This is a genomic window from Streptomyces sp. NPDC033966, from assembly GCF_055575955.1.
In genome coordinates, this window is record NZ_JBVIRQ010000003.1 from 123,100 (window position 1) to 141,904 (window position 18,805).

The following is an 18,805-nucleotide window of genomic DNA, read 5'->3' on the forward strand; positions in this document are numbered from 1 at the left end:
AGTATGAGCGTGGACATGGCGAGATTGGGACATCCCTGCGGGCATAAGGCGCGGGTTATGGTGCGCCGCCGTGGCGCTTCGTAAGCTGCCCGGATGCAGCTGGAGTTGAGGCATCTGCAAGCCGTCTGCCGGATCGCGGAAGCGGGCAGTCTGGGGGAGGCGGCCCGGCGGCTGGGGATCTCGCAGCCGGCGCTCTCCGCCCAGCTGCGCCGGATCGAGGCGGTCACCGGAGGCGAACTCTTCGCCCGGGGCCGCCACGGGGTGGAGCCCACCGCCCTGGGGCACTTCGTACTGGCCAAGGCGCGCCGGGTGCTGGGCGAGATGGACGCCCTCGGCGCCGAGGCCCGCGCCCTGGCGGCCGACGCCCCGCTCAGGCTCGGCTGCATCCTGCTCGTGCTCCTGGACGGCCTGCTCGCCCGGACCGACCAGGCCCTGTCCGGGCGGGAGGTCACCGTGGACCTGGAGGACTCCGTCACGGCACTGGTGCGGATGCTCGGCGCCGGTCAGTACGACGTGATCGTGTACGGGGAGGTGAACGACTACGAGGTCCCGCTCCCGAGGGGGGTCACGGCCCGGACGGTGGTTCCCCAGGAGCCGTTCTGCATCCGGATGTCCTCGGGGCACCGCCTCGCGGGACGCGCCACCCTGGATCTGGCCGAGCTGGCGGGCGAGCAGTGGATGACCCTCGTGGAGGACGACGACGGCGGCCCCGAGGCCCTGGTCGAGGCCTGCGCGAAGGCGGGCTTCATCCCCTCGCTGCGCCACCGGATCACCGACCGCCAGATGCGGCACGACCTGATCGCCGCGGGCCGCGCGATCGCGCTCTGCCAGCCCACGGCCCCGCCCGTGGCGGGGACCGTGATGCGCCCTCTGGCCGGCACGCCGATCACCGGCCGCATCCGCCTGGCCTGGAACCGCTCGGCGGTCCCGGCGCAGCAGGCCGAGCGGCTCTACCGCGCGGCGGTCGCCGCGTACCTGGCGAACGTGGACAACAACGACTTCCACCGAGCGTGGTGGGACGCTCACCCGGAGGCCCGTCCGGCGCTCGACTGAAACCCGGGGGCCGCAGGTCAGGCCCGGGTCGACCGGCCCCGGCGACGCTCAGGCGGTCCCCCTTGAAGGAACGATCCGGCGGCGGGTTAGCATATGAGCGCCGCCTAGCTCGAAAGATAACGTCTGTGACTGTCAACGAGGACTCGTTCGCCAACTGGAAGACCCGCGAGGAGATCGCGGAGTCGATGATCCCCCTCATCGGGAAGCTGCACCGGGAACGGGACGTCACGATCCTGCTCCACAGCCGCTCCCTGGTGAACAAGTCGGTCGTGAGCATTCTCAAGGCCCACCGCTTCGCCCGGCAGATCGACGGCGAGGAGCTGTCGGTCACCGAGACGATGCCGTTCCTCCAGGCCCTCACCGCCCTCGACCTGGGCCCGTCCCAGATCGACATCGGCATGCTCGCCGCCACCTACAAGAGCGACGACCGCGGTCTGTCGGTCGCGGACTTCACCGCCGAGGCCGTCGTCGGCGCCACCGGCGAGAACAAGATCGAACGCCGCGAGGGACGCGACGTCGTCCTCTACGGCTTCGGCCGCATCGGCCGCCTCGTCGCCCGCCTGCTCATCGAGAAGGCCGGTTCCGGCAACGGCCTGCGGCTGCGCGCCATCGTCGTGCGCGGTGGCGGTGACCAGGACCTCGTGAAGCGCGCCTCGCTGCTGCGCCGCGACTCCATCCACGGCCAGTTCCAGGGCACCATCACGGTGGACGAGGCCGCGGGCACGATCGTCGCGAACGGCAACACCATCAAGGTGATCTACGCGAACGACCCGTCGGAGATCGACTACACCGAGTACGGCATCAACGACGCCATCCTCATCGACAACACGGGCAAGTGGCGCGACCGCGAGGGCCTCTCGCAGCACCTGCGCCCGGGCATCGACAAGGTCGTCCTGACGGCCCCCGGCAAGGGCGACGTCCCGAACATCGTCCACGGCGTCAACCACGACACCATCAAGCCGGACGAGCGCGTCCTGTCCTGCGCCTCCTGCACCACGAACGCGATCGTCCCGCCGCTGAAGGCGATGGACGACGAGTACGGTGTGCTCCGCGGCCACGTGGAGACCGTCCACTCGTTCACGAACGACCAGAACCTGCTGGACAACTACCACAAGGCCGACCGCCGCGGCCGCTCCGCGCCGCTCAACATGGTCATCACGGAGACCGGCGCCGCCTCGGCCGTCGCCAAGGCGCTGCCCGACCTCAAGGCCCCGATCACCGGCAGCTCGATCCGCGTCCCCGTCCCGGACGTCTCGATCGCCATCCTGAGCCTGCGCCTGGGCCGCGAGACCACCCGTGAAGAGGTCCTGGAGTACCTGCGCGGCGTCTCGCTGCACTCGCCGCTCAAGCGCCAGATCGACTTCACGACCGCCCCCGACGCCGTCTCCATGGACTTCGTCGGCTCGCGCCACGCCTCCATCGTCGACGCCGGCGCCACCAAGGTCGACGGCGACAACGCGATCCTCTACCTCTGGTACGACAACGAGTTCGGCTACTCGTGCCAGGTGATCCGCGTCGTCCAGCACGTCTCCGGGGTGGAGTACCCGACCTACCCGGTCCCGCAGGTCTGATCCCGCGCATCGCCTGATCCGGTGCCCCGCCGACCGCGGTCGGCGGGGCACCGTGCGTTCCATAGACTGGTCCGGTGACCGAGAACGTGCTTCCCCCCTGTCCCGAATGCTCCGGACCGTACGCCTACGAGATGGGCGCCCTGCTCGTCTGCCCCGAATGCGGGCACGAATGGCCCCTCGCGGCCGGCGAGGACGGCGGCGCCCCCCAAGAGCGGGTGGTCAAGGACTCGGTGGGCAACGTGCTCGCCGACGGGGACACCGTGACCGTGGTGAAGGGCCTGAAGGTCAAGGGCCACCCGACCGGCATCAAGGCGGGCACCAAGGTCCGCAACATCCGCCTCGTCGACGGAGTCGACGGCCACGACATCGACTGCAAGATCGAGGGCTTCGGTGCCATGCAGCTGAAGTCGAGCGTGGTGAGAAAAGGCTGATTTCCCACTGACGCCCCACCCCCTTTCCGCCCCCGTCCACCCCTGGTGGCCGGGGGCGTCGCCGTATCCGGGCCGGCCATTGCCGCCGTCTTTCGGCCAAGATGGCCCGAACAGGCGGATCGGATGCCCGGCGGGGAGGATTTTTCCGTGAAATCCCGCCACTTGCCGTACGGGTTCGGAAATGCGGCTGGATCTCCGCTCTAGCGGTCCTTCGGGCGCCTGGGTGATTCTGAGGCCCGGGTCGGCCGCACCACTGGCCGGATGTCATCGATATCCGGCCGGGCCGGAACCCGGGTAAATCCTGCATTTCATTCGGCGGCCCGCGAGCCGTTTCCGCGGCCTGCGGAATTCCGTCCAGTGCACATTTCGGCTTCCGCTTCCACATGTAGGGAGACACTCATGTCCGACACCGCGCGCACCCCCGAATTCGCCTTCGAGGACCTGGACCTGGACCTCGGGGACCTCACCGTCACCGCCATGCGGGACACCGTCGCGCTTCCCGAGGGCGGCGCGTCCTGGGGCTCCTGCTCCTGCCAGGCCTCCTCCTCCTGCAACAAGCCGAACATGGACACGCCCCTCGGCTGACCGTCCCGCGAGCAACCCCCGCACACCCACGACACGCAACCGCTTCCCGCCGCACCCCGCGTGCGGCGGGAAGCCCGCGCGCCACACCCACAGGAGGGGACCGGCATGCCGCAGCCGCACCGCACGCCGGCCGAGGCCGAGGCCGAAGCCGACGGCTACCGGGTGTGGGCCGCGCCGTACGCGCTGGTCCGCGCCACCGTACTGACCCACCCCGCCCAGACACCGGACGCCGCCGCGTTCCGCACCCTGCTCGCCCGCCTCGGGGAGACGGAACGTCGACTGCTGGAGACCGCCGCACCGCTCTGCGACGACCTCCACGACAGCCGGACCGGGCACCCCGCCGCCCTCCACCGCGACGTGGTCCTCCCGCTGCGCCGCGCCCTGCACAACGGACGCGAACCCCGGCCCGCCCTGCTGGAACGCCTCGGCGACCTCCCCCAGCGGCTGCCCCGGCTCGCCGGCTGGCTCGCCCTGCGTGAACACCGCACCGCGCTCCTCGCCGGACTCGCGGCCGCCGCCGCACCGGCCCTGGCCGCCGAACGCGGCGCCCTGGCCGCCCTCTGCCGCGAGCCCGCCCTCGCCAAGGCCGTCGCCCTCACCAGCACCGACCTGCTGCGGGCCGTGGAACGGGCCGCGACCGGGACACAGGACCGCAGGGCCCGCAAGGAGGAGGCGGCCGTCCTGCGCTACGCCCTGCGGGCCAGCACCAAGACCAGCCCGCTGTCCTGGTTCACCGCCGTCGGCTGGGGACCCCTGCCGGCGGAGCCGTCCCGCGCCGTTCCCTCCTGGGGGCGTGCCCCCCTGTTCGACGGCCCGCTCCGGTCGGTCGCACAGCCCAGCCGGGCCCTGACCACCGCCCTCACCCTCGCCCTCCTGGACGCCCCGCACCGCCGGGCCGCCCTGCCCCACCGCATCACCAGCACCGCCCGTACCACCGGCGGGCGGGCCGCGTACTCCCGGGACCGGACCGCCTTCGCCGGAGGCCGCTACCTCGTGGCCGGCGAGGACGAGGCCGAGCTGCCCGCCACCGGCCCGCTCGGCCTGGTCACCGACCGGGCCGGGAACCCCGTACCGCTGGACGAGCTGACCGGACTGCTGGCCGCCGCCCTGAAGGGAGCGGGAGCGGGGGCGGGAGCGGGGGCCGGCGGCGACGGCCGGGCCGCCGCCGCCGGCTTCCTCGCCCGGCTCGCGGACGCGGGGCTGCTGGTGCCGGGCGAACCGGTCCCGCCGCAGCACCCCGACCCGCTGGGCCGCCTCGCGGACTGGCTGCGGTCCCTGGACGCCGCCACCGCCGAGGACGCCGCCGCCGACGCCGCCCAGGCCGGACACCTCGACGAGCTCGCGCGGCTGACCGCCCGGTTCGCCGACACCCCCGCCGCCGGCCGCCCCGCCCTGCTGGCCGCCCTGTCCGACCGCTGGACGCAGGCGCTGGCCGCCGCCGGCCGCCCCGTCCCGGCCGTGTCCGCCCCGCTCAGCGCGGTCTCCGAGGACGTCGTCGCCCCGCACCCGCTCGACCTCGACGGGTTCCTCGGCGCAGCCGACCACGAGGCGCTCCGCGAGGTCACCCCGCTGGCGGAACTCTTCGACCTCGGCCACCTCCTGCGCCGCGTCGTCCGCGACCGCTTCGTCGCCCGCTACGGACCCGGCGGGACCTGCCCCAACCCGTGGGAGTTCGGAGCCGAGGTCGCCGAAGCCTGGGAGACCGCCGGGCGGCTCTCCGCCCTCGACCCGGCCGACGCCCTCCCCACCGGCACCGGCCCGCTCGCGGCCCTGCGCGCCGAGGCCCTCGCCGCCGTCCGGGAAGCCCCGCACGGCGACCCGGCCGCGGCCGCCGAGCTCGTCCTGCCCCCGGACCTCCTCAAGGGCCTCGGCGACCGGCTCCCCGACTGGGCCCTGTCCCGGCCGCTCGGCTACGCGTACTTCCTCCAGCGCGACCCCCGCCACGGCCTGCTCTGCGTCAACCAGGTCTACGGCGGCTGGGGCCGCTTCACCAGCCGGTTCCTCGACACCCTCGACCCCGGCGCCGCCACCGGGGTCTCCCGGCAGGTCCGGCGCGCCCTCGGCCCCGACGCCCGGGCCGCCCAGATCCGGCCCGTCGGCGGGTTCAACGCCAACCTCCACCCCCTCCTCGTCCCCGACGAGATCGGCCCCGACCGCCGCTGGACCCCCCTCGGCGAAGCGGACCTGGACCTCGTCCACGACGAGGCCGACGACCAGGTACGCATCCGGCTCCGCAGCACCGGCGAACTCCTCGACGTGCTCTACCCCGGCTTCCTGTCCCCGGTGCTGCTGCCGCGCCGCCTCGGCGCGCACCTCGCCGACCAGCCCCACGGCGTCGTCGACTTCCGCCCGCTCGTCCCCCGCACCGCCCTCACCGCGCCCGGCGGCGGCCGGATCACCCACACGCCCAGGCTGCGCCACCGCGACGTGGTGCTGCGCCGCCGCCGCTGGCTGCTCCCGCCCGACGCCGTCGAGCGGCTGCGCGCCGACCTCGCCGCCGGCGGCGAGGTCCCGGCGGAGGCCGCCGCCCGCTGGCGCGCCGCCCTCGGCCTCCCCGAACAGCTCTTCCTGCACCCCGCCGCCGGCGCCCCCACCGGGCGCCCCGCAGAGGACTTCCTCAGCGGGCTGAGCCGCCCCAAACCCCAGCTCGTCGACCTCGGCAACGCCCTGCACCTGCGCTGCCTGGCCAAATGGCTCTCCCGCCACGGCGGCGGCGCCGTCCTCGAAGAGGCGCTGCCCGCCCCCGGCGCCCAGGACGCGCCCGCCCGCGCCGTCGAACTCGTACTGGAGGTCTACCGGGCCGGGCGGACCCGATGACCCGCCCCCGGACAGCAGAGGAAACGACCATGCCGGCACCCACCAGCCGCGCCCTCGACGTGATCGCCTACCACCACCACCCGGTCAAGGCCCCGCTGCTGCGCGAGGCGCTGCTCCCCCTCGCCGCGGCCGGCGTGCGGCAGGGACTCGCCGCCCACGTCGAGCGGCACTGGCTGTACGGCCCCCACCTGCGGCTGCGCCTCCAGGGCCCGGCCGCCCAGGTGGAGGCCGCGGCGGAGTCCGCCGCCTCCGGGATCCGCGACTGGCTGCGCCTGCACCCCTCGCGCAGCGACCGCACCGAGGCCGAGCTGCTGGCGGCGGCCGCCGAGGCCGGGCGCGCCGAACTCGTCCCCCCGCCCTACGGGCCGATCACCCCGGACAACACGGTCCGCGTCGAGCCCGCCGACCGGTCCTCCGTACGCGCCCTGCTCGGCGACGACGGCGCCGCCCTGCGCGACCGCCTGCTGCGCGACGGGCTCGGCGCGCTGCGGGCCGGCGCCGGCTTCCTCGGCGACGGCGACGACAGCGCCCGGGCCCGGCTGCGGCTCGCGGTGACCGCGCTCGCCGCGCACGCCGCCGCCCACCCCGGCGGCCTGGCCGGCGGCCACTGGTCGTACGTCTCCCACCTGGAGGACTTCCTCCTCCACGACGACCCCGACGGACGGCTGAGGGCCTCCTTCGACCGGCAGTGGGAGCGCACGGGGGACACCGTCACCGCACTCGTCGGACGGATCGCCGGCGGCGGAGCCCAGGGATGGGAACGGTCCTGGGCCGACTTCTCCGCCGGCGCCCGGAAGCTGACCCGCTCCCGGTACGAGGCCGGCGCCGACCTGCACGGCAGCCCGCCCGCCTACCGGGACCGGGCCGCCGCCACCGGGGACCGGGCGGCGGCCGAACGCTGGAACCCGGACACCCGCACCCGCTACAGCGAGTTCCACCGGCTGCTCGGCCGCGCCGACCCGGGCGGGGCGATGTTCACCGACCCCGACTACCTGGTCCACCGGGCCTGCACCAACGCCCTCTACCGGCTCCTCGCCATCTGCGACGTCCGCCCGCTGGAGCGGTACCTGGCCGCGCACCTGGTGGTCCGCACGGTCCCCGCGCTGACCGGCTCCGACTGGCGCACGGAACTCGACGCGGCCGTCGCCGCCGTGGAGGGCGGCGCATGACCGCCACCGAGCAGGTGACGGCCGCCGCCCGGGACGCGCGCAGGCTCCGGCCGGGTGTCGCCGTGACCCCGCTGCGGGCCGGGCTCCACCTGCGGGGCCGCGGCGGCAGCGTCACCCTGGAGGGCAGCACCGCACTGCCCGCCCTGTGGCAGTGGCTGGAGGAGCCGCTGCGCGCCGGCGCACTCGACGACCACCTCGACGCGGCCGGAGCCGGTCCGGCGCTGCGCACCGCCGTGGAGACCCTGCTCGGGCAGCTGGAGGCCCACGGGCTGCTCGTGTCCGACCCCGCCCCGTACGCGGAGACCGGGTACGGGGACCAGCGCCACGACCCCGTCGCGCTGTGGCTCGGGGCGGCCGCCGAGCGGCCCGCCGCCGCCCGCGCCGCACTCGCCGGCGCCCGGGCCGAGGTACTGGCCGCCGCCCCCGACGGGCCCCTGGCGCGTGCCGCCGGGCGGGCGCTGGCCCGGGGCGGACTGCCGGTCACCCGCACCGCCGACCCGGCCCTGCCCGAGGGCCGGGTGCTGCTCCGGCTCCACGGCACCGGACCGGTCCGCGCCCTCGCGGCCGGGCTCCTCCCCGACGGCGGCTACGCCACCGCCCCCGGCAGCCCGGCCCAGGCCCGCGCCGACGCGACCGCCCTGGAGGCCCGGCCGGGTCCCGCCGCCCCCGCCACCGCCCCCGACGCCGCAGCCGACGCGGTCCCGGCACTCGCCCCACTGCTCGGCGGCGCGGCCGCGCACCGGCTGCTGTGCGCGGCCGCCGGGCTCCCGGACCCGGCGGGCGAAGGCGGCGACGACCGGCTGCTGCCCGGCCTCCCGGCGGTGCTCCTCGCCGGCACCCGGCCGCTGCGGGCCGAGTACCGCACCTGGCTCGGGCCCCGCCGGCTGGACCCCGACCGGCGGACGGACCTCGCCCCCGCGGCCACCCTCGGCGAAGCGCTCCGGCGGCTGTCGGCCCTGACCGACGAGCGGTGCGGCGCCCTGCCCGCCCCGCTCCCCGCGGACCTGCACCAGCTCCCGGTACCCCTCGCCACCTGCGAACTCCCCGGCGACGGCCCGGCCCGCCGGCGCCTGACCGCCGGGGCGCCGAGGCTGGACCTGGCCCGGCTGGAGCTGCTGTGCCGGGCCGCGGAACAGCTGCTGGCCGCGCCGGGATCCACCGTCGGCGCGAACCCCGGCCACGCCCGCGGCCGGGCCCTGCGCGCCGCCTTCACCCGCCGTGCGGCCCGGACGCCCGGCGGAACCCCCGGGGCCGTCGCCGTCGCCGGGCCCCAGTGGTCCGGGCACCCCCAGTTCCGGCACTGGTGGCACACCCTGACGGCCCGTCTGGAGGTGCCCGCCCGGCTCCGGGTGCTGCGGGCCGGCCCGGACGGGGTGTACCACGCCGTGATCCGCCGGGCCGGGGACCCCGAGGTGCTGGGGGAGGCCGTGGAGGCCACCCCGGGGGACGCGGCCGCCTTCGCCGCGCTCGCCGCCGTGGCCGCCGTCCGGGCCGGCGGAACCTCCGGCGGCCCGCCCTCCGGGGGCGCCGTCGCCCCGCTGGCCGCGGCCGGTGCCCGTACCGCCGGCTGGGAGGACGCCGGCTGGACCGGCCGCTGGCTGGCCGACACCGCCGCACGCGAGGAGGCCTTCCAGGACGCGCTGCGCGGGCAGGGCGGACCGGACCGGGACTCCGCGACGACCGCTCCGGCCGGCGACCACGAACTCCGGGACCGGCTCCGGGCCTTCGGATTCACCGTCCTGCACACCCCCGAGGAGCCGTGATGACCACAGCCGTCCGCACCGCCCCGGCCGCGGCCGCACTCTTCGACGCCCTGCCCGTCCCGGTGCTCGACGCCGGAGCCGCGCTGGCGGCCACCGCCGGCCCGGCCGCCGTCCTGCTCACCGACTGGACGCAGGGGCTCGCCGAGCAGCTGAGCCGGCACGCGCTGGCCCACCCCGTGGCACTGGTCCCCGTACGCTTCGACGGGCCGCTCGCGGTGGTCGGGCCGCTGCTCGCACCCGGCGCGCCGGCCTGCCTGTGCTGCGCCGAGTACCAGCGCCTCGCCACGGCCGGCGGACGCGTGCCCCGGCAGAGCCCGAAGCTGGCGCTGGCCGGCGTACCGTCCCCGGCGCTCGCCGAGTCCCTCGGCGCCCTCGTACAGGACCTCCTGGACGGCCGTGCCGGGCCGGAGCCCGCCCAGGACCCGCCGACCGCCACCGTCCACCTGCTCCACCAGGGGCGCGGCACCTGGTCCGGCCACCGGATCCGCCCGGTCGGCGGCTGCGCCGTCTGCCACCCGCTGCCCGCCGACTCCGCCGCCCCCGCGGCCCCGCTGCCCTCCGCACCCCGCCCGCTGCCCGACCCCCGGCTCCTGCGCGCCCCCAACCCCCGCACCACGGCGGACGGGTTGCGCGCGGCCCTGTACGACGAGCGGTTCGGGCCGGTCCGGGGCCTGTTCCGCACGGAGGACTCCGCCTTCTGCCTGACCAGCGCCCTCGTCACCGACGGCCGGGACGTCGACGACGGCGGCTACGGCCGGGCCGGGGACTTCGCCGGCAGCGAGCGGATCGCCCTCTTCGAGGCCGTCGAACGGTACGCCGGGATGCGCCCCACCGGCCGCCGCTCCGACCTGCGGGCCTCCTTCGCCGAACTCGGCCCCGAACGCGCCCTGGACCCGCAACGCCTCGGCCTGCCCGACCCCGCCCACCACGGGCACCCGGCCTCGCCCACCGTTCCCTACACCCCCGCCCTGGAACTGGACTGGGTGCGGGGCTGGTCGCTCACCCGGCGCCGGGAGATCGCCGTCCCCGAGCACGTGGCGTACTGGGATCCGCCCGGCGAGGGCCGCCCGCGCGTCGTCTACGAGTCCTCCAACGGCTGCGGCCTCGGCAACAGCCCCGAGGAGGCCGCGCTCTACGGCCTGTTCGAGGTCGCCGAACGCGACGCCTTCCTGATGGCCTGGTACACCGCCACCCCGCTGCGCCGCGTCCAGCCGCCGCCCGAGGACACCGAGACGGCCCTGCTCGCCGACCGGGCGGCCCTGGCCGGCTACCGGCTCCTGCTGCTCGACGCGACGAACGACTTCGGGATCCCGGCGGTCGTCGCCGTCTGCCGCTACGAGGGCGCCCACCCCGACGCCCCGCGGATGTTCCTGGCCGCCGGCGCCCACCACGACCCGCGCGCCGCGATCCGCTCCGCGGTGGCCGAGGCCGTCACCAACGTGCTGGAGTCCGCGCAGCGCGCCCTCGCCGAGGACCGCCCGCGCGATCCCGGGCGGCTGCGCCCGATGCTGGACCGGCCCGAGCTGGTGGTCACCCTCGACGACCACGTCGGGCTCAACGCACTGCCCGAAGCGGCCCCGAGGCTGGAGTTCCTCTTCGCCGACACCCCCTGCCTGAGCGTCGCCGAGACCTGGCCGGGGGCGCCCGAGCCGGTCACCGACCTCTCCGCCCTGCTCACCGCGACGGTGGACCGGCTGGCGGCGGCCGGCCTGGAGGTGGTCACCGTCGACCAGACCGAGCCGGGACTGCGCCGGCGCCTCGGCCTGCACTGCGTGAAGGCCGTCGTGCCCGGCTCGCTGCCGATGACCTTCGGGCACGTCAACCGGCGAACCCGGGGCCTGCCCCGGCTGCTGGAGGTGCCCCACCGGCTGGGCCGCACGGACCGGCCGCTGCGCTACGAGGACCTCGCCCTCCACCCGCACCCCTTCCCCTGACCCCCGTGCCCCCTGCCGAACCGAACGAGGACCGGACGTGACGCCGTGACGACCCCCGAGACCTGGCACAGCCACCACCTCTTCCTGCACTCCGCCACCGAGGAAACGGACGCGTTCCTGGTCCACGAGGCGGGCCCGCTCCTCGACGGCCTCGTCGCGGCGGGGGAGGCCGCCGGATGGTTCTTCATCCGCTACGGGGAGGGCGGACCCCACCTACGCGTCCGGGTCCGCGGCCTGAGCGCCGCTGCCGCCGCCGGACTCCCCGGCGAACTGGCCCGCGCGGCGAAGGCGGTGCCCGAGGTGCCCGGCCCGTGGCCGTCCCGCCACGGCGAGGTGCGCGCCGTGCCCTACGAACCGGAGACCGGGCGCTACGGCGGCCCGCGGGCGCTGCCCGTCGCCGAGCAGGTCTTCGAGGCGTCCACCCGGGCCGCCCTCGACACGCTGCGCGCCCTGCCCGCGGGCGGCGGAGCGGGAGCCCGGCTGACCGCCGCGGCCGACCTGGCCCATACGACGGTGCACGCGCTCGGCATGGACCCGCTCACCGCGGCGCGCCGGCTGCGCGGGCACGCCGGCGGCTGGCGGTGGGTCACCGAGGTGCCGCTGCTGCCCGGCGCGTCCGTCCACACCAGGGTCAACACCGTGTACGCGGCGCAGCGCACGGGCCTGCGGCGGCGGGCCGGGGAACTGCGCGAGCGGCTCGGCGCGGGTACCGCGGCGCCCCGGCTCCTGCGGTGGGCGGCCGAGGTCCGCGGGGCCGACGAACAACTGCGGGACCTGGGGGAGGAACTGCGCGCCTGGGTGTGGGGCTCACAGCTCCACATGCTGTTCAACCGGCTCGGCATCACCCCCGACGAGGAGCGGGCGGTGTGCCGGCTGGCCGCCCGCACCCTGCTGGAGACCGAGGAAGCGCCCGACTACTTCCCGGAAGGCCACACCGCCGCCGACTTCCGGTACCTGGAGAGGAGCAAGTTCCAGATCGGCCGCGGCGAGGACAGCGAACTGCGCTCCCTCCCGGAGGGGGCGGACCGGGCGTGGGCGGACCGGACGTGGGCGGCGGGGCCCGAACTGGCCCTGCCCGCCGGCCCGCTGCCCGAGGTGCCGCTGTCCGCCGTGCTGGCCGCCCGCACCTCGATGCGCGGCCGGCTCCGGGGACCGCTGGACGCCGCCACCCTGGGCTCGCTGCTGTGGCACTCCCTGTCCGAGAGCGCCCGCACCGAGCAGCCGGCGCCGGACGGCCCGCCCCTGACCCTGTCCCACCGCCCCTACCCGAGCGCGGGCGCCCTGTACACGGCCCGGGTGCGGCTGCTGGTGTTCGACGTGGCGGGGGTGCCGGCGGGCACGTACGACTGCCTGCCGGAGCGGCGCACCCTGCGCCCGGTCGGCCCTGCGCCGGCCGTGGCGGAACTCAAGGCGCTCTCCACGTACCTGTCCCGGCCGGACACGGCCCCCCACTGGATCGGCGTCGACGAGGCGCCCGCGGTCCTGGCCGTGTACGCGGACCTCGGCCTGCTGCGCCGCCGCTACGGCCTGCGCGCCCTGCGACTGGCCCTGCTGGAGGCCGGCCACCTCACCCAGACCCTGCTGCTGACCGGTGCGGCGCTGGGCCTGGCCGGTACCCCGCTGGGGGGATTCCACGACGACCTCGCGCACGAACTCCTCGGCCTGGACGACCTGGAGCAGCCGCTCCAGTACCTGCTGCCGCTGGGGCGCCGCACGCCCTGAGCGCCCCGGCCCCTTTGTGCGAAGGCACGGAACGGGCCCCGCGCACGGGCGGGATCCCATGGTTTTCCCCAGTAGGCCCGGAGGATCCCGCCCGATACGTTCGCCACGTTCCGGAAGTGGCGAAAGGGGAAGCCGTGGGAGCGGTGGCGTCCGTACTGGCGGCCGCGGTGCTGTGGGGCACGGTGGGGCCCGCCCAGCTGTGGGCGGACACCGGCGTGCACCCGGTGTCGCTGGGGGCCTGCCGGATGCTGCTCGGCGGTCTCGTGCTCAGCCTGCTGACGGTGCGCCCGGCGGGACTGCGCACCCTGGGCAAGCCCGGAGCGGGCCGGTGGCTCGTGCTGAGCGTGCTGGTGACGGCCGCCTTCCAGGTCTGCTTCCTCCAGGCGGTGCAGCGCGGCGGAGCGGCCCTGGCGACGGCCGTCGCCTTCGGGACCGTGCCCGTGGTCGGCGGGCTGAGCGCCCGGTGGCTCACCGGCGAGCGGCTGACCCGCCGCTGGCTGTGGGGGACGGGCTGCGCCGTGGCCGGCATCGCACTGTTGCTGCTGCCCGGCAGCGGGGCCCGCGCCGACCTGCTCGGGCTGGTCTTCGCAGTGGTGTCCGGGGCGAGCTTCGGCGTGTACATCGCCGCGTCGAAGCAGCTCGCCGCCCGGGGCGCGGACCTCGTCACGGCGGCCCCGGTGAGCGTGCTGTGCGCGGGGCTGCTGGTCTCCCCGTACCTGCTGGTGGCCCCCGAGGGGCTGGCCACGGGCCGCGCCCTCGCGCTGACCGGCTGGCTCGGCCTCGGCACGACCGCGCTCGGCTACCTGCTGTTCACCCGCGGCGTCGGCCGGCTCAGCGCCGCGACGACGGGGACGCTGAGCCTGACCGAGCCGCTGGTGGCGGCGGTGCTGGGGGTCGCGGTCCTGGGCGAGCGGCCCGGGCCGGCCGCGGCGGCCGGAGCGGCGCTGATGCTGCTCGGGCTGGTCCTCGTATCCCTGCCGGAGCGGCGCCGGGTCCGGCCGTAGGGGGCGTCTACCGGTCCTGGTACGCGGTCATGTCCGTGCGGACGCGGTCCGAGAAGAACATCGGGCCTATCGCGTCGGCCCAGGCCATGCCGTCCAGGGTGAGCCCGAGGGTCCCGCCGCTCTCCCGCAGCCAGTTCCGCTTCAGCAGGAAGTCGACCTGGGGCCCGAAGTCGTCCTCGAAGCGCGTCGCGAACCGCTGCTCGTAGACGTCGGCGCGCATGCCCGTGGACTCCAGCAGGTGCTGGAGCACGTACATCCGGCGGCGCTCGCCGTCGTCCATCCGGAACGCCCACTGGGCGCGCCGGAACCGCTCGGTCGGGGTGGCGATGTAGTCGTCGATGATCCGCCGCACCTCGGGCACCGCGACCGCGTAGTCGGTGGTGTAGTGCAGATCGGTGGTGAACGAGCGGGCGCCGACGCCCAGTCCGACCATGCCGGCCTGCTGGTTGTACTCGCTGATGCCGCTGCCGTCGGTGTCCTCCACGGCGGCGGTGCCGGACCGCCGGAAGACCCGCATGGAGGTCTGCTCGTAGCCGGCGGAGAGGAGGTGGTCGCGGCCGTAGCGGTAGAGCCGCAGCCGCTGGTCGTTCCAGTCCTGGAGCGTCGTGGCGTGGCGGGTGCTCAGCCCGGTCAGCGGGCGCACGTACAGCGGGTAGAGGTAGATCTCCTCGGGCTCCCAGGCGAGTGCGGCGTCCAGGGAGACCCTGAAGGTGCGCTCGGTCTGGCCGTCGATGCCGTAGATGAGGTCGATGTTGAGGATCGGGAACTCCGCCTCCTTGAGGCGGGCGAGCGAGGCCTCGACCTCCGCGCGCTTCTGCGGCCGTACCGCGGCGCGCGCCTCCTCGTCGACGAAGCTCTGCACGCCGATGCTCAGCCGGGTCGCGCCGCGTTCGGCGAGTACGGCGATCCGGTCGGCGGTCGCGGTCGCGGGGGAGGTCTCCACCGACCAGGAGGCGGCCTTCAGGTCGGCTCCCATGATGTCCTCGCTGATGTCGCAGAGCCGGGTGAGCTCGTCCGCGGTCAGGTAGGTGGGGGTGCCGCCGCCGAACGCGGCGAGGGTGAAGCGGATCGGCTCGCCCTTGGCCTCCAGCGCCTCACGGGTGACGCGCGCCTGCCGCTCCAGGGTGGCGAGGAACTCGCGGGTGACCTCCTCGGGGGCGCCGGTGCGGGTGAAGAGGTTGCAGAAGCCGCAGCGCATCTCGCAGAAGGGGATGTGCGCGTAGAGGGAGAGCGCGTCGAGGCGCTCCCCGGACCACAGGTCGCTGAGCAGCGGACCGTTCTCCAGGAGGCGGTACGCCTTCTGGTGCGGGTAGGCGTACACGTACTGCTCGTACGGGGTTTCCGGATCCGGCTCGGCGGGGGAGCCCGGGAAGGACGGGGACGGGAGCAGAACAGGCGTCGTCATAACGGGAACTGACTCTCTCTCGGCAAAAGAGGGCGTCACTCTTCGTGACCAGGCGTCACCTTAGGTCGGGGCCCGTGCCGCTTTCCGCAGTGCGATTCCCATGAAAGGGCTTTCGGGATGTAGAGCTTCATATGCACTTTTTGTGGAAGGTGGGATTCCGGCCCGGCCCGGGATATCCCTGTCCGCCATGGACTCCACGAAGCCCGAGAACACCAGGGGCGCCCGCAGACTGCTCGTCGCCGCCGGGGGCGGCGGCGACGCCATCACGGCCGCCATGGTCCACGGCGCCCTGTACGGCCCGGACACCCCGGCACTCGTCCTGACCTACGCCTGGGAGCGGCTGGTCGTCGATCCCGTCCCGGGCCCCCGGCGCGCCGGCGACTTCCACGGCACCGAGCCCGCCGCACCGGGCCTCGCCCTGGTCACCCCCGCGACCCGGCCCCACGCCCCGGCCGGCTCCCTGCTCCCGCGGCTGTCCGGCGAGCTGCGGCCGCGGCTCGGACTGCTGGACCCCTACGGCGGCGCGCTGGGCCTCGCCCGCCAGATCGCGGCCGCCGCCCGCTGGTGCCGGGCCGACCGGATCGACCTCGTCGACGTGGGCGGCGACATCGTGGCCCGGGGCGACGAGCCCACCCTGCGCAGCCCGCTCGGCGACGCCCTCGCCGTCGCCGCCTGCTCGGCCACGGGGCTGCCGACCGGCGTGTACGTGGCCGGGCCCGGGCTCGACAACGAGGTGCCCCCGTCCGACCTGCTGCCCCGGCTCGGCGAGCCCGCCTTCGCCCTCGGCGCCGGGCACACCGAGGCCGTGGCAACGGTCTTCGACTGGCACCCCTCCGAGGCCAGCGCCCTGCTGGTGGCGGCCGCCCGCGGGGTGCGCGGGGTCTGCGGCACCCGGGACGCGCCGCAGCCGGTGCACCTGGACGCCCGGGCCGCCGACGTCCACCGGCTCGCCCTGGACCGCGTCCTCGCCCTCAGCCCCCTCGCCCGGGCGCTGGCCGGAACGAGCGGCCTGGGGGAGGCCGAGGAGGCCTCCCGCGCCGTGTGCGGCTTCTCCGAGATCGAACGCGAACGCCGCCGCGCGGCCGCCCTGCCGGCCGCCCCGCCCGCGCCGCGCCCGGACCGGGACCCCGCCGCCGTCCGGGCCCGCTTCGCCGCCTGGGAACGGGAGACGCGGGCGGAGGGGATCGCGTACGCCACCACCCGCCGGATCACCGAGGAGCTGGAGCTGAGCGCCCCGGAGGCACGGGGCCTGTTCGCCGCGCTGGGCGACCGCCGGGCCGCGCCGCTGTGGCGGCTGGGTCCGGTCTGAGCCGGCGGCGGGACGGGGTGTCGGCGGGGGCCGCTAGGCTTCTCTAATGGCTCTTTCGGACGCTTCCCCCGAGATCTCGGACTCCCTGCAGGTACTCCACCGCGTATTCGGCTACACCTCCTTCCGCGGCGAGCAGGAGCAGATCATGGAGCAGGTCGCCGGGGGCGGCGACGCCCTCGTGCTGATGCCGACCGGCGGCGGCAAGTCGCTCTGCTACCAGATCCCGGCGCTCGTCAGAGACGGCACCGGCATCGTCGTCTCGCCGCTGATCGCGCTGATGCAGGACCAGGTGGACGCGCTCACCGCCCTCGGGGTACGGGCCGGGTTCCTCAACTCCACCCAGGACCCGTACGAGCGGCAGGCCGTCGAGCAGGCCTTCCTCGCCGACGAGCTGGACCTGCTCTACCTGGCCCCCGAGCGGCTGCGCACCGAGGGCACCCAGCGGCTGCTCGACCGGGGCAGGGTGTCCCTGTTCGCGATCGACGAGGCGCACTGCGTCGCCCAGTGGGGCCACGACTTCCGGCCGGACTACCTGGCCCTGTCGATGCTGCACGAGCGGTGGCCGAAGGTGCCGCGGATCGCCCTGACCGCGACCGCCACCGAGGCCACCCACGCCGAGATCGCGGCACGGCTGGGCCTGGAGGACGCCCGGCACTTCGTCGCCAGCTTCGACCGGCCGAACATCCAGTACCGCATCGTCGCCAAGGACAAGCCCCTGGCGCAGCTGCTGGAGCTGATCAGGTCCGAGCACGACGGGGACGCCGGCGTCGTCTACTGCCTGTCGCGGGCCTCGGTGGAGAAGACCGCCGCCTTCCTGGTGGAACAGGGCATCGACGCCGTGGCCTACCACGCCGGGATGGACGCCCGCACGCGCGCCGCGAACCAGGCGCGCTTCCTGCGGGAGGACGGCGTCGTGGTGGTGGCCACGATCGCCTTCGGCATGGGCATCGACAAGCCCGACGTGCGCTTCGTGGCCCACCTGGACCTGCCCAAGTCCGTCGAGGGCTACTACCAGGAGACCGGCCGCGCCGGCCGCGACGGCGAGCCGGCCACCGCCTGGCTCGCGTACGGCCTCCAGGACGTGGTCCAGCAGCGCAAGCTCATCGACGGGTCCGAGGGCGACGAGAACCACCGGCGCTCCCTGGCCGCCCACCTGGACGCCATGCTGGCGCTGTGCGAGACCGTCGACTGCCGGCGGGTCCGGCTGCTCGCGTACTTCGGGCAGTCCGGCGAGCCCTGCGGCAACTGCGACACCTGCCTGACGCCCGCCGAGTCCTGGGACGGGACGGTCGCCGCGCAGAAGCTGCTGTCCACGGTGTGGCGGCTGGCGCGGGAGCGGCGCCAGAAGTTCGGCGCCGGGCAGATCATCGACATCCTCCAGGGCAAGAAGACCGCCAAGGTCATCCAGTTCGACCACGACGCCCTGTCGGTGTTCGGTGTCGGCTCCGACCTGAGCACCGCGGAGTGGCGCGGGGTCGTCCGCCAGCTGCTGGCGCTGGGACTGCTGGCGGTGGAGGGCGACTACGGCACCCTGGTGCTGACGGACGCGAGCGGCGAGGTGCTGGGCGGGCGCCGCACCGTCCAGATGCGCAAGGAGAAGGCGCCGGCCGCCGCCGCCCGGAAGAAGGAGTCCGGCTCGCGCTCGGGCAAGAGCGCCCGGGTGCCGGTCGACCTGCCCGAGGCCGCGGTGCCGGTCTTCGAGGCCCTGCGCGCCTGGCGGGCCGCGACGGCGCGCGAGCAGGGCGTCCCGGCGTACGTCGTCTTCCACGACGCCACGCTGCGGGAGATCGCGACGAGCCTGCCCGGCACGGTCGGGGAACTGTCCGGGGTGGGCGGCGTCGGCGAGGCCAAGCTCGCCAAGTACGGCGAGGGCGTCATCGAGGCCCTGGCCGGGTTCACGGCCACCGCGGCCCCGGCCGCAGCTGCCCCCGCCGCCGCGGCCCCGGCCGCCGCCGAAGCGGAACCCCCGCCGGCCCACGAGGACGAACCGCCCTTCGACCTGGACGAGGACCCGCCCTGGGACGACTGGCAGTAGTTCCGGC

Annotated in this window: 13 protein-coding genes; 12 read left to right on the forward strand and 1 reads right to left on the reverse strand. The window is 75.6% G+C overall.

The window, feature by feature from the left end; translation table 11 throughout:
* The first annotated feature begins 93 nt into the window (after positions 1-93).
* The 10 genes from ACZ518_RS09635 to ACZ518_RS09680 all read left to right on the forward strand — a co-directional run bounded on the left by ACZ518_RS09635 (position 94) and on the right by ACZ518_RS09680 (position 14,049).
* Entirely contained in the window at positions 94-1,053 is a 960-nt protein-coding gene (locus ACZ518_RS09635) for a LysR family transcriptional regulator (RefSeq protein WP_469112463.1), read from the forward strand.
* A 125-nt stretch (positions 1,054-1,178) separates the two neighbouring features.
* Positions 1,179-2,624, forward strand: a complete 1,446-nt coding sequence (locus ACZ518_RS09640) for a glyceraldehyde-3-phosphate dehydrogenase (RefSeq protein WP_469112464.1) — start codon at positions 1,179-1,181, stop codon at positions 2,622-2,624.
* Between the two features lie 74 nt (positions 2,625-2,698).
* Positions 2,699-3,055, forward strand: a complete 357-nt coding sequence (locus ACZ518_RS09645; RefSeq protein WP_469112465.1) for a zinc ribbon domain-containing protein YjdM — start codon at positions 2,699-2,701, stop codon at positions 3,053-3,055.
* Between the two features lie 399 nt (positions 3,056-3,454).
* On the forward strand, positions 3,455-3,640 hold the full coding sequence (locus ACZ518_RS09650) for a thiazolylpeptide-type bacteriocin (protein ID WP_469112466.1): 186 nt from the start codon (positions 3,455-3,457) through the stop codon (positions 3,638-3,640).
* Between the two features lie 105 nt (positions 3,641-3,745).
* A complete protein-coding gene (locus ACZ518_RS09655) occupies positions 3,746-6,457 on the forward strand; it encodes a lantibiotic dehydratase (protein WP_469112467.1) in 2,712 nt (903 codons plus the stop codon).
* A gap of 29 nt (positions 6,458-6,486) precedes the next feature.
* On the forward strand, positions 6,487-7,626 hold the full coding sequence (locus ACZ518_RS09660) for a hypothetical protein (RefSeq protein WP_469112468.1): 1,140 nt from the start codon (positions 6,487-6,489) through the stop codon (positions 7,624-7,626).
* A complete protein-coding gene (locus tag ACZ518_RS09665) occupies positions 7,623-9,389 on the forward strand; it encodes a hypothetical protein (RefSeq protein WP_469112469.1) in 1,767 nt (588 codons plus the stop codon). Before ACZ518_RS09660 ends, ACZ518_RS09665 begins: the two co-directional genes overlap by 4 nt.
* The gene (locus tag ACZ518_RS09670) at positions 9,389-11,323 is read left to right on the forward strand and encodes a TOMM precursor leader peptide-binding protein (protein ID WP_469112470.1); all 1,935 of its coding nucleotides are present in this window, start codon (positions 9,389-9,391) and stop codon (positions 11,321-11,323) included. Before ACZ518_RS09665 ends, ACZ518_RS09670 begins: the two co-directional genes overlap by 1 nt.
* A gap of 45 nt (positions 11,324-11,368) precedes the next feature.
* A complete protein-coding gene (locus tag ACZ518_RS09675; RefSeq protein WP_469112471.1) occupies positions 11,369-13,045 on the forward strand; it encodes a thiopeptide-type bacteriocin biosynthesis protein in 1,677 nt (558 codons plus the stop codon).
* 116 nt (positions 13,046-13,161) lie between these two features.
* Positions 13,162-14,049: a DMT family transporter gene (locus tag ACZ518_RS09680; RefSeq protein WP_469112472.1), complete on the forward strand. Its 888-nt coding sequence runs from the start codon at positions 13,162-13,164 to the stop codon at positions 14,047-14,049.
* A 7-nt stretch (positions 14,050-14,056) separates the two neighbouring features.
* On the opposite strand, the gene ACZ518_RS09685 is transcribed toward ACZ518_RS09680, so the two are convergent.
* On the reverse strand, positions 14,057-15,454 hold the full coding sequence (locus ACZ518_RS09685) for an STM4012 family radical SAM protein (protein WP_469112473.1): 1,398 nt from the start codon (positions 15,452-15,454) through the stop codon (positions 14,057-14,059).
* Between the two features lie 187 nt (positions 15,455-15,641).
* Between ACZ518_RS09685 and ACZ518_RS09690 the strand changes: the two genes are divergently transcribed.
* Complete coding sequence (locus tag ACZ518_RS09690) at positions 15,642-16,763, forward strand: DUF1152 domain-containing protein (RefSeq protein WP_469112474.1); 1,122 nt, start codon at positions 15,642-15,644, stop codon at positions 16,761-16,763.
* Positions 16,764-16,809: 46 nt separating this feature from the next.
* Complete coding sequence (gene recQ / locus ACZ518_RS09695; RefSeq protein ID WP_469112475.1) at positions 16,810-18,798, forward strand: DNA helicase RecQ; 1,989 nt, start codon at positions 16,810-16,812, stop codon at positions 18,796-18,798.
* Positions 18,799-18,805: the final 7 nt, after the last annotated feature.

What these genes read in the sequence shown, in the direction of transcription:
- ACZ518_RS09635 (WP_469112463.1), top strand. Translation starts at nt 94, where the DNA reads ATGCAGCTGGAGTTGAGGCATCTGCAAGCCGTCTGCCGGATCGCGGAA.
- ACZ518_RS09650 (WP_469112466.1), top strand. Translation starts at nt 3,455, where the DNA reads ATGTCCGACACCGCGCGCACCCCCGAATTCGCCTTCGAGGACCTGGAC.
- ACZ518_RS09655 (WP_469112467.1), top strand. Translation starts at nt 3,746, where the DNA reads ATGCCGCAGCCGCACCGCACGCCGGCCGAGGCCGAGGCCGAAGCCGAC.
- ACZ518_RS09660 (WP_469112468.1), top strand. Translation starts at nt 6,487, where the DNA reads ATGCCGGCACCCACCAGCCGCGCCCTCGACGTGATCGCCTACCACCAC.
- ACZ518_RS09665 (WP_469112469.1), top strand. Translation starts at nt 7,623, where the DNA reads ATGACCGCCACCGAGCAGGTGACGGCCGCCGCCCGGGACGCGCGCAGG.
- ACZ518_RS09670 (WP_469112470.1), top strand. Translation starts at nt 9,389, where the DNA reads ATGACCACAGCCGTCCGCACCGCCCCGGCCGCGGCCGCACTCTTCGAC.
- ACZ518_RS09685 (WP_469112473.1), bottom strand. Translation starts at nt 15,454, where the DNA reads ATGACGACGCCTGTTCTGCTCCCGTCCCCGTCCTTCCCGGGCTCCCCC.
- ACZ518_RS09690 (WP_469112474.1), top strand. Translation starts at nt 15,642, where the DNA reads ATGGACTCCACGAAGCCCGAGAACACCAGGGGCGCCCGCAGACTGCTC.
- recQ (WP_469112475.1), top strand. Translation starts at nt 16,810, where the DNA reads ATGGCTCTTTCGGACGCTTCCCCCGAGATCTCGGACTCCCTGCAGGTA.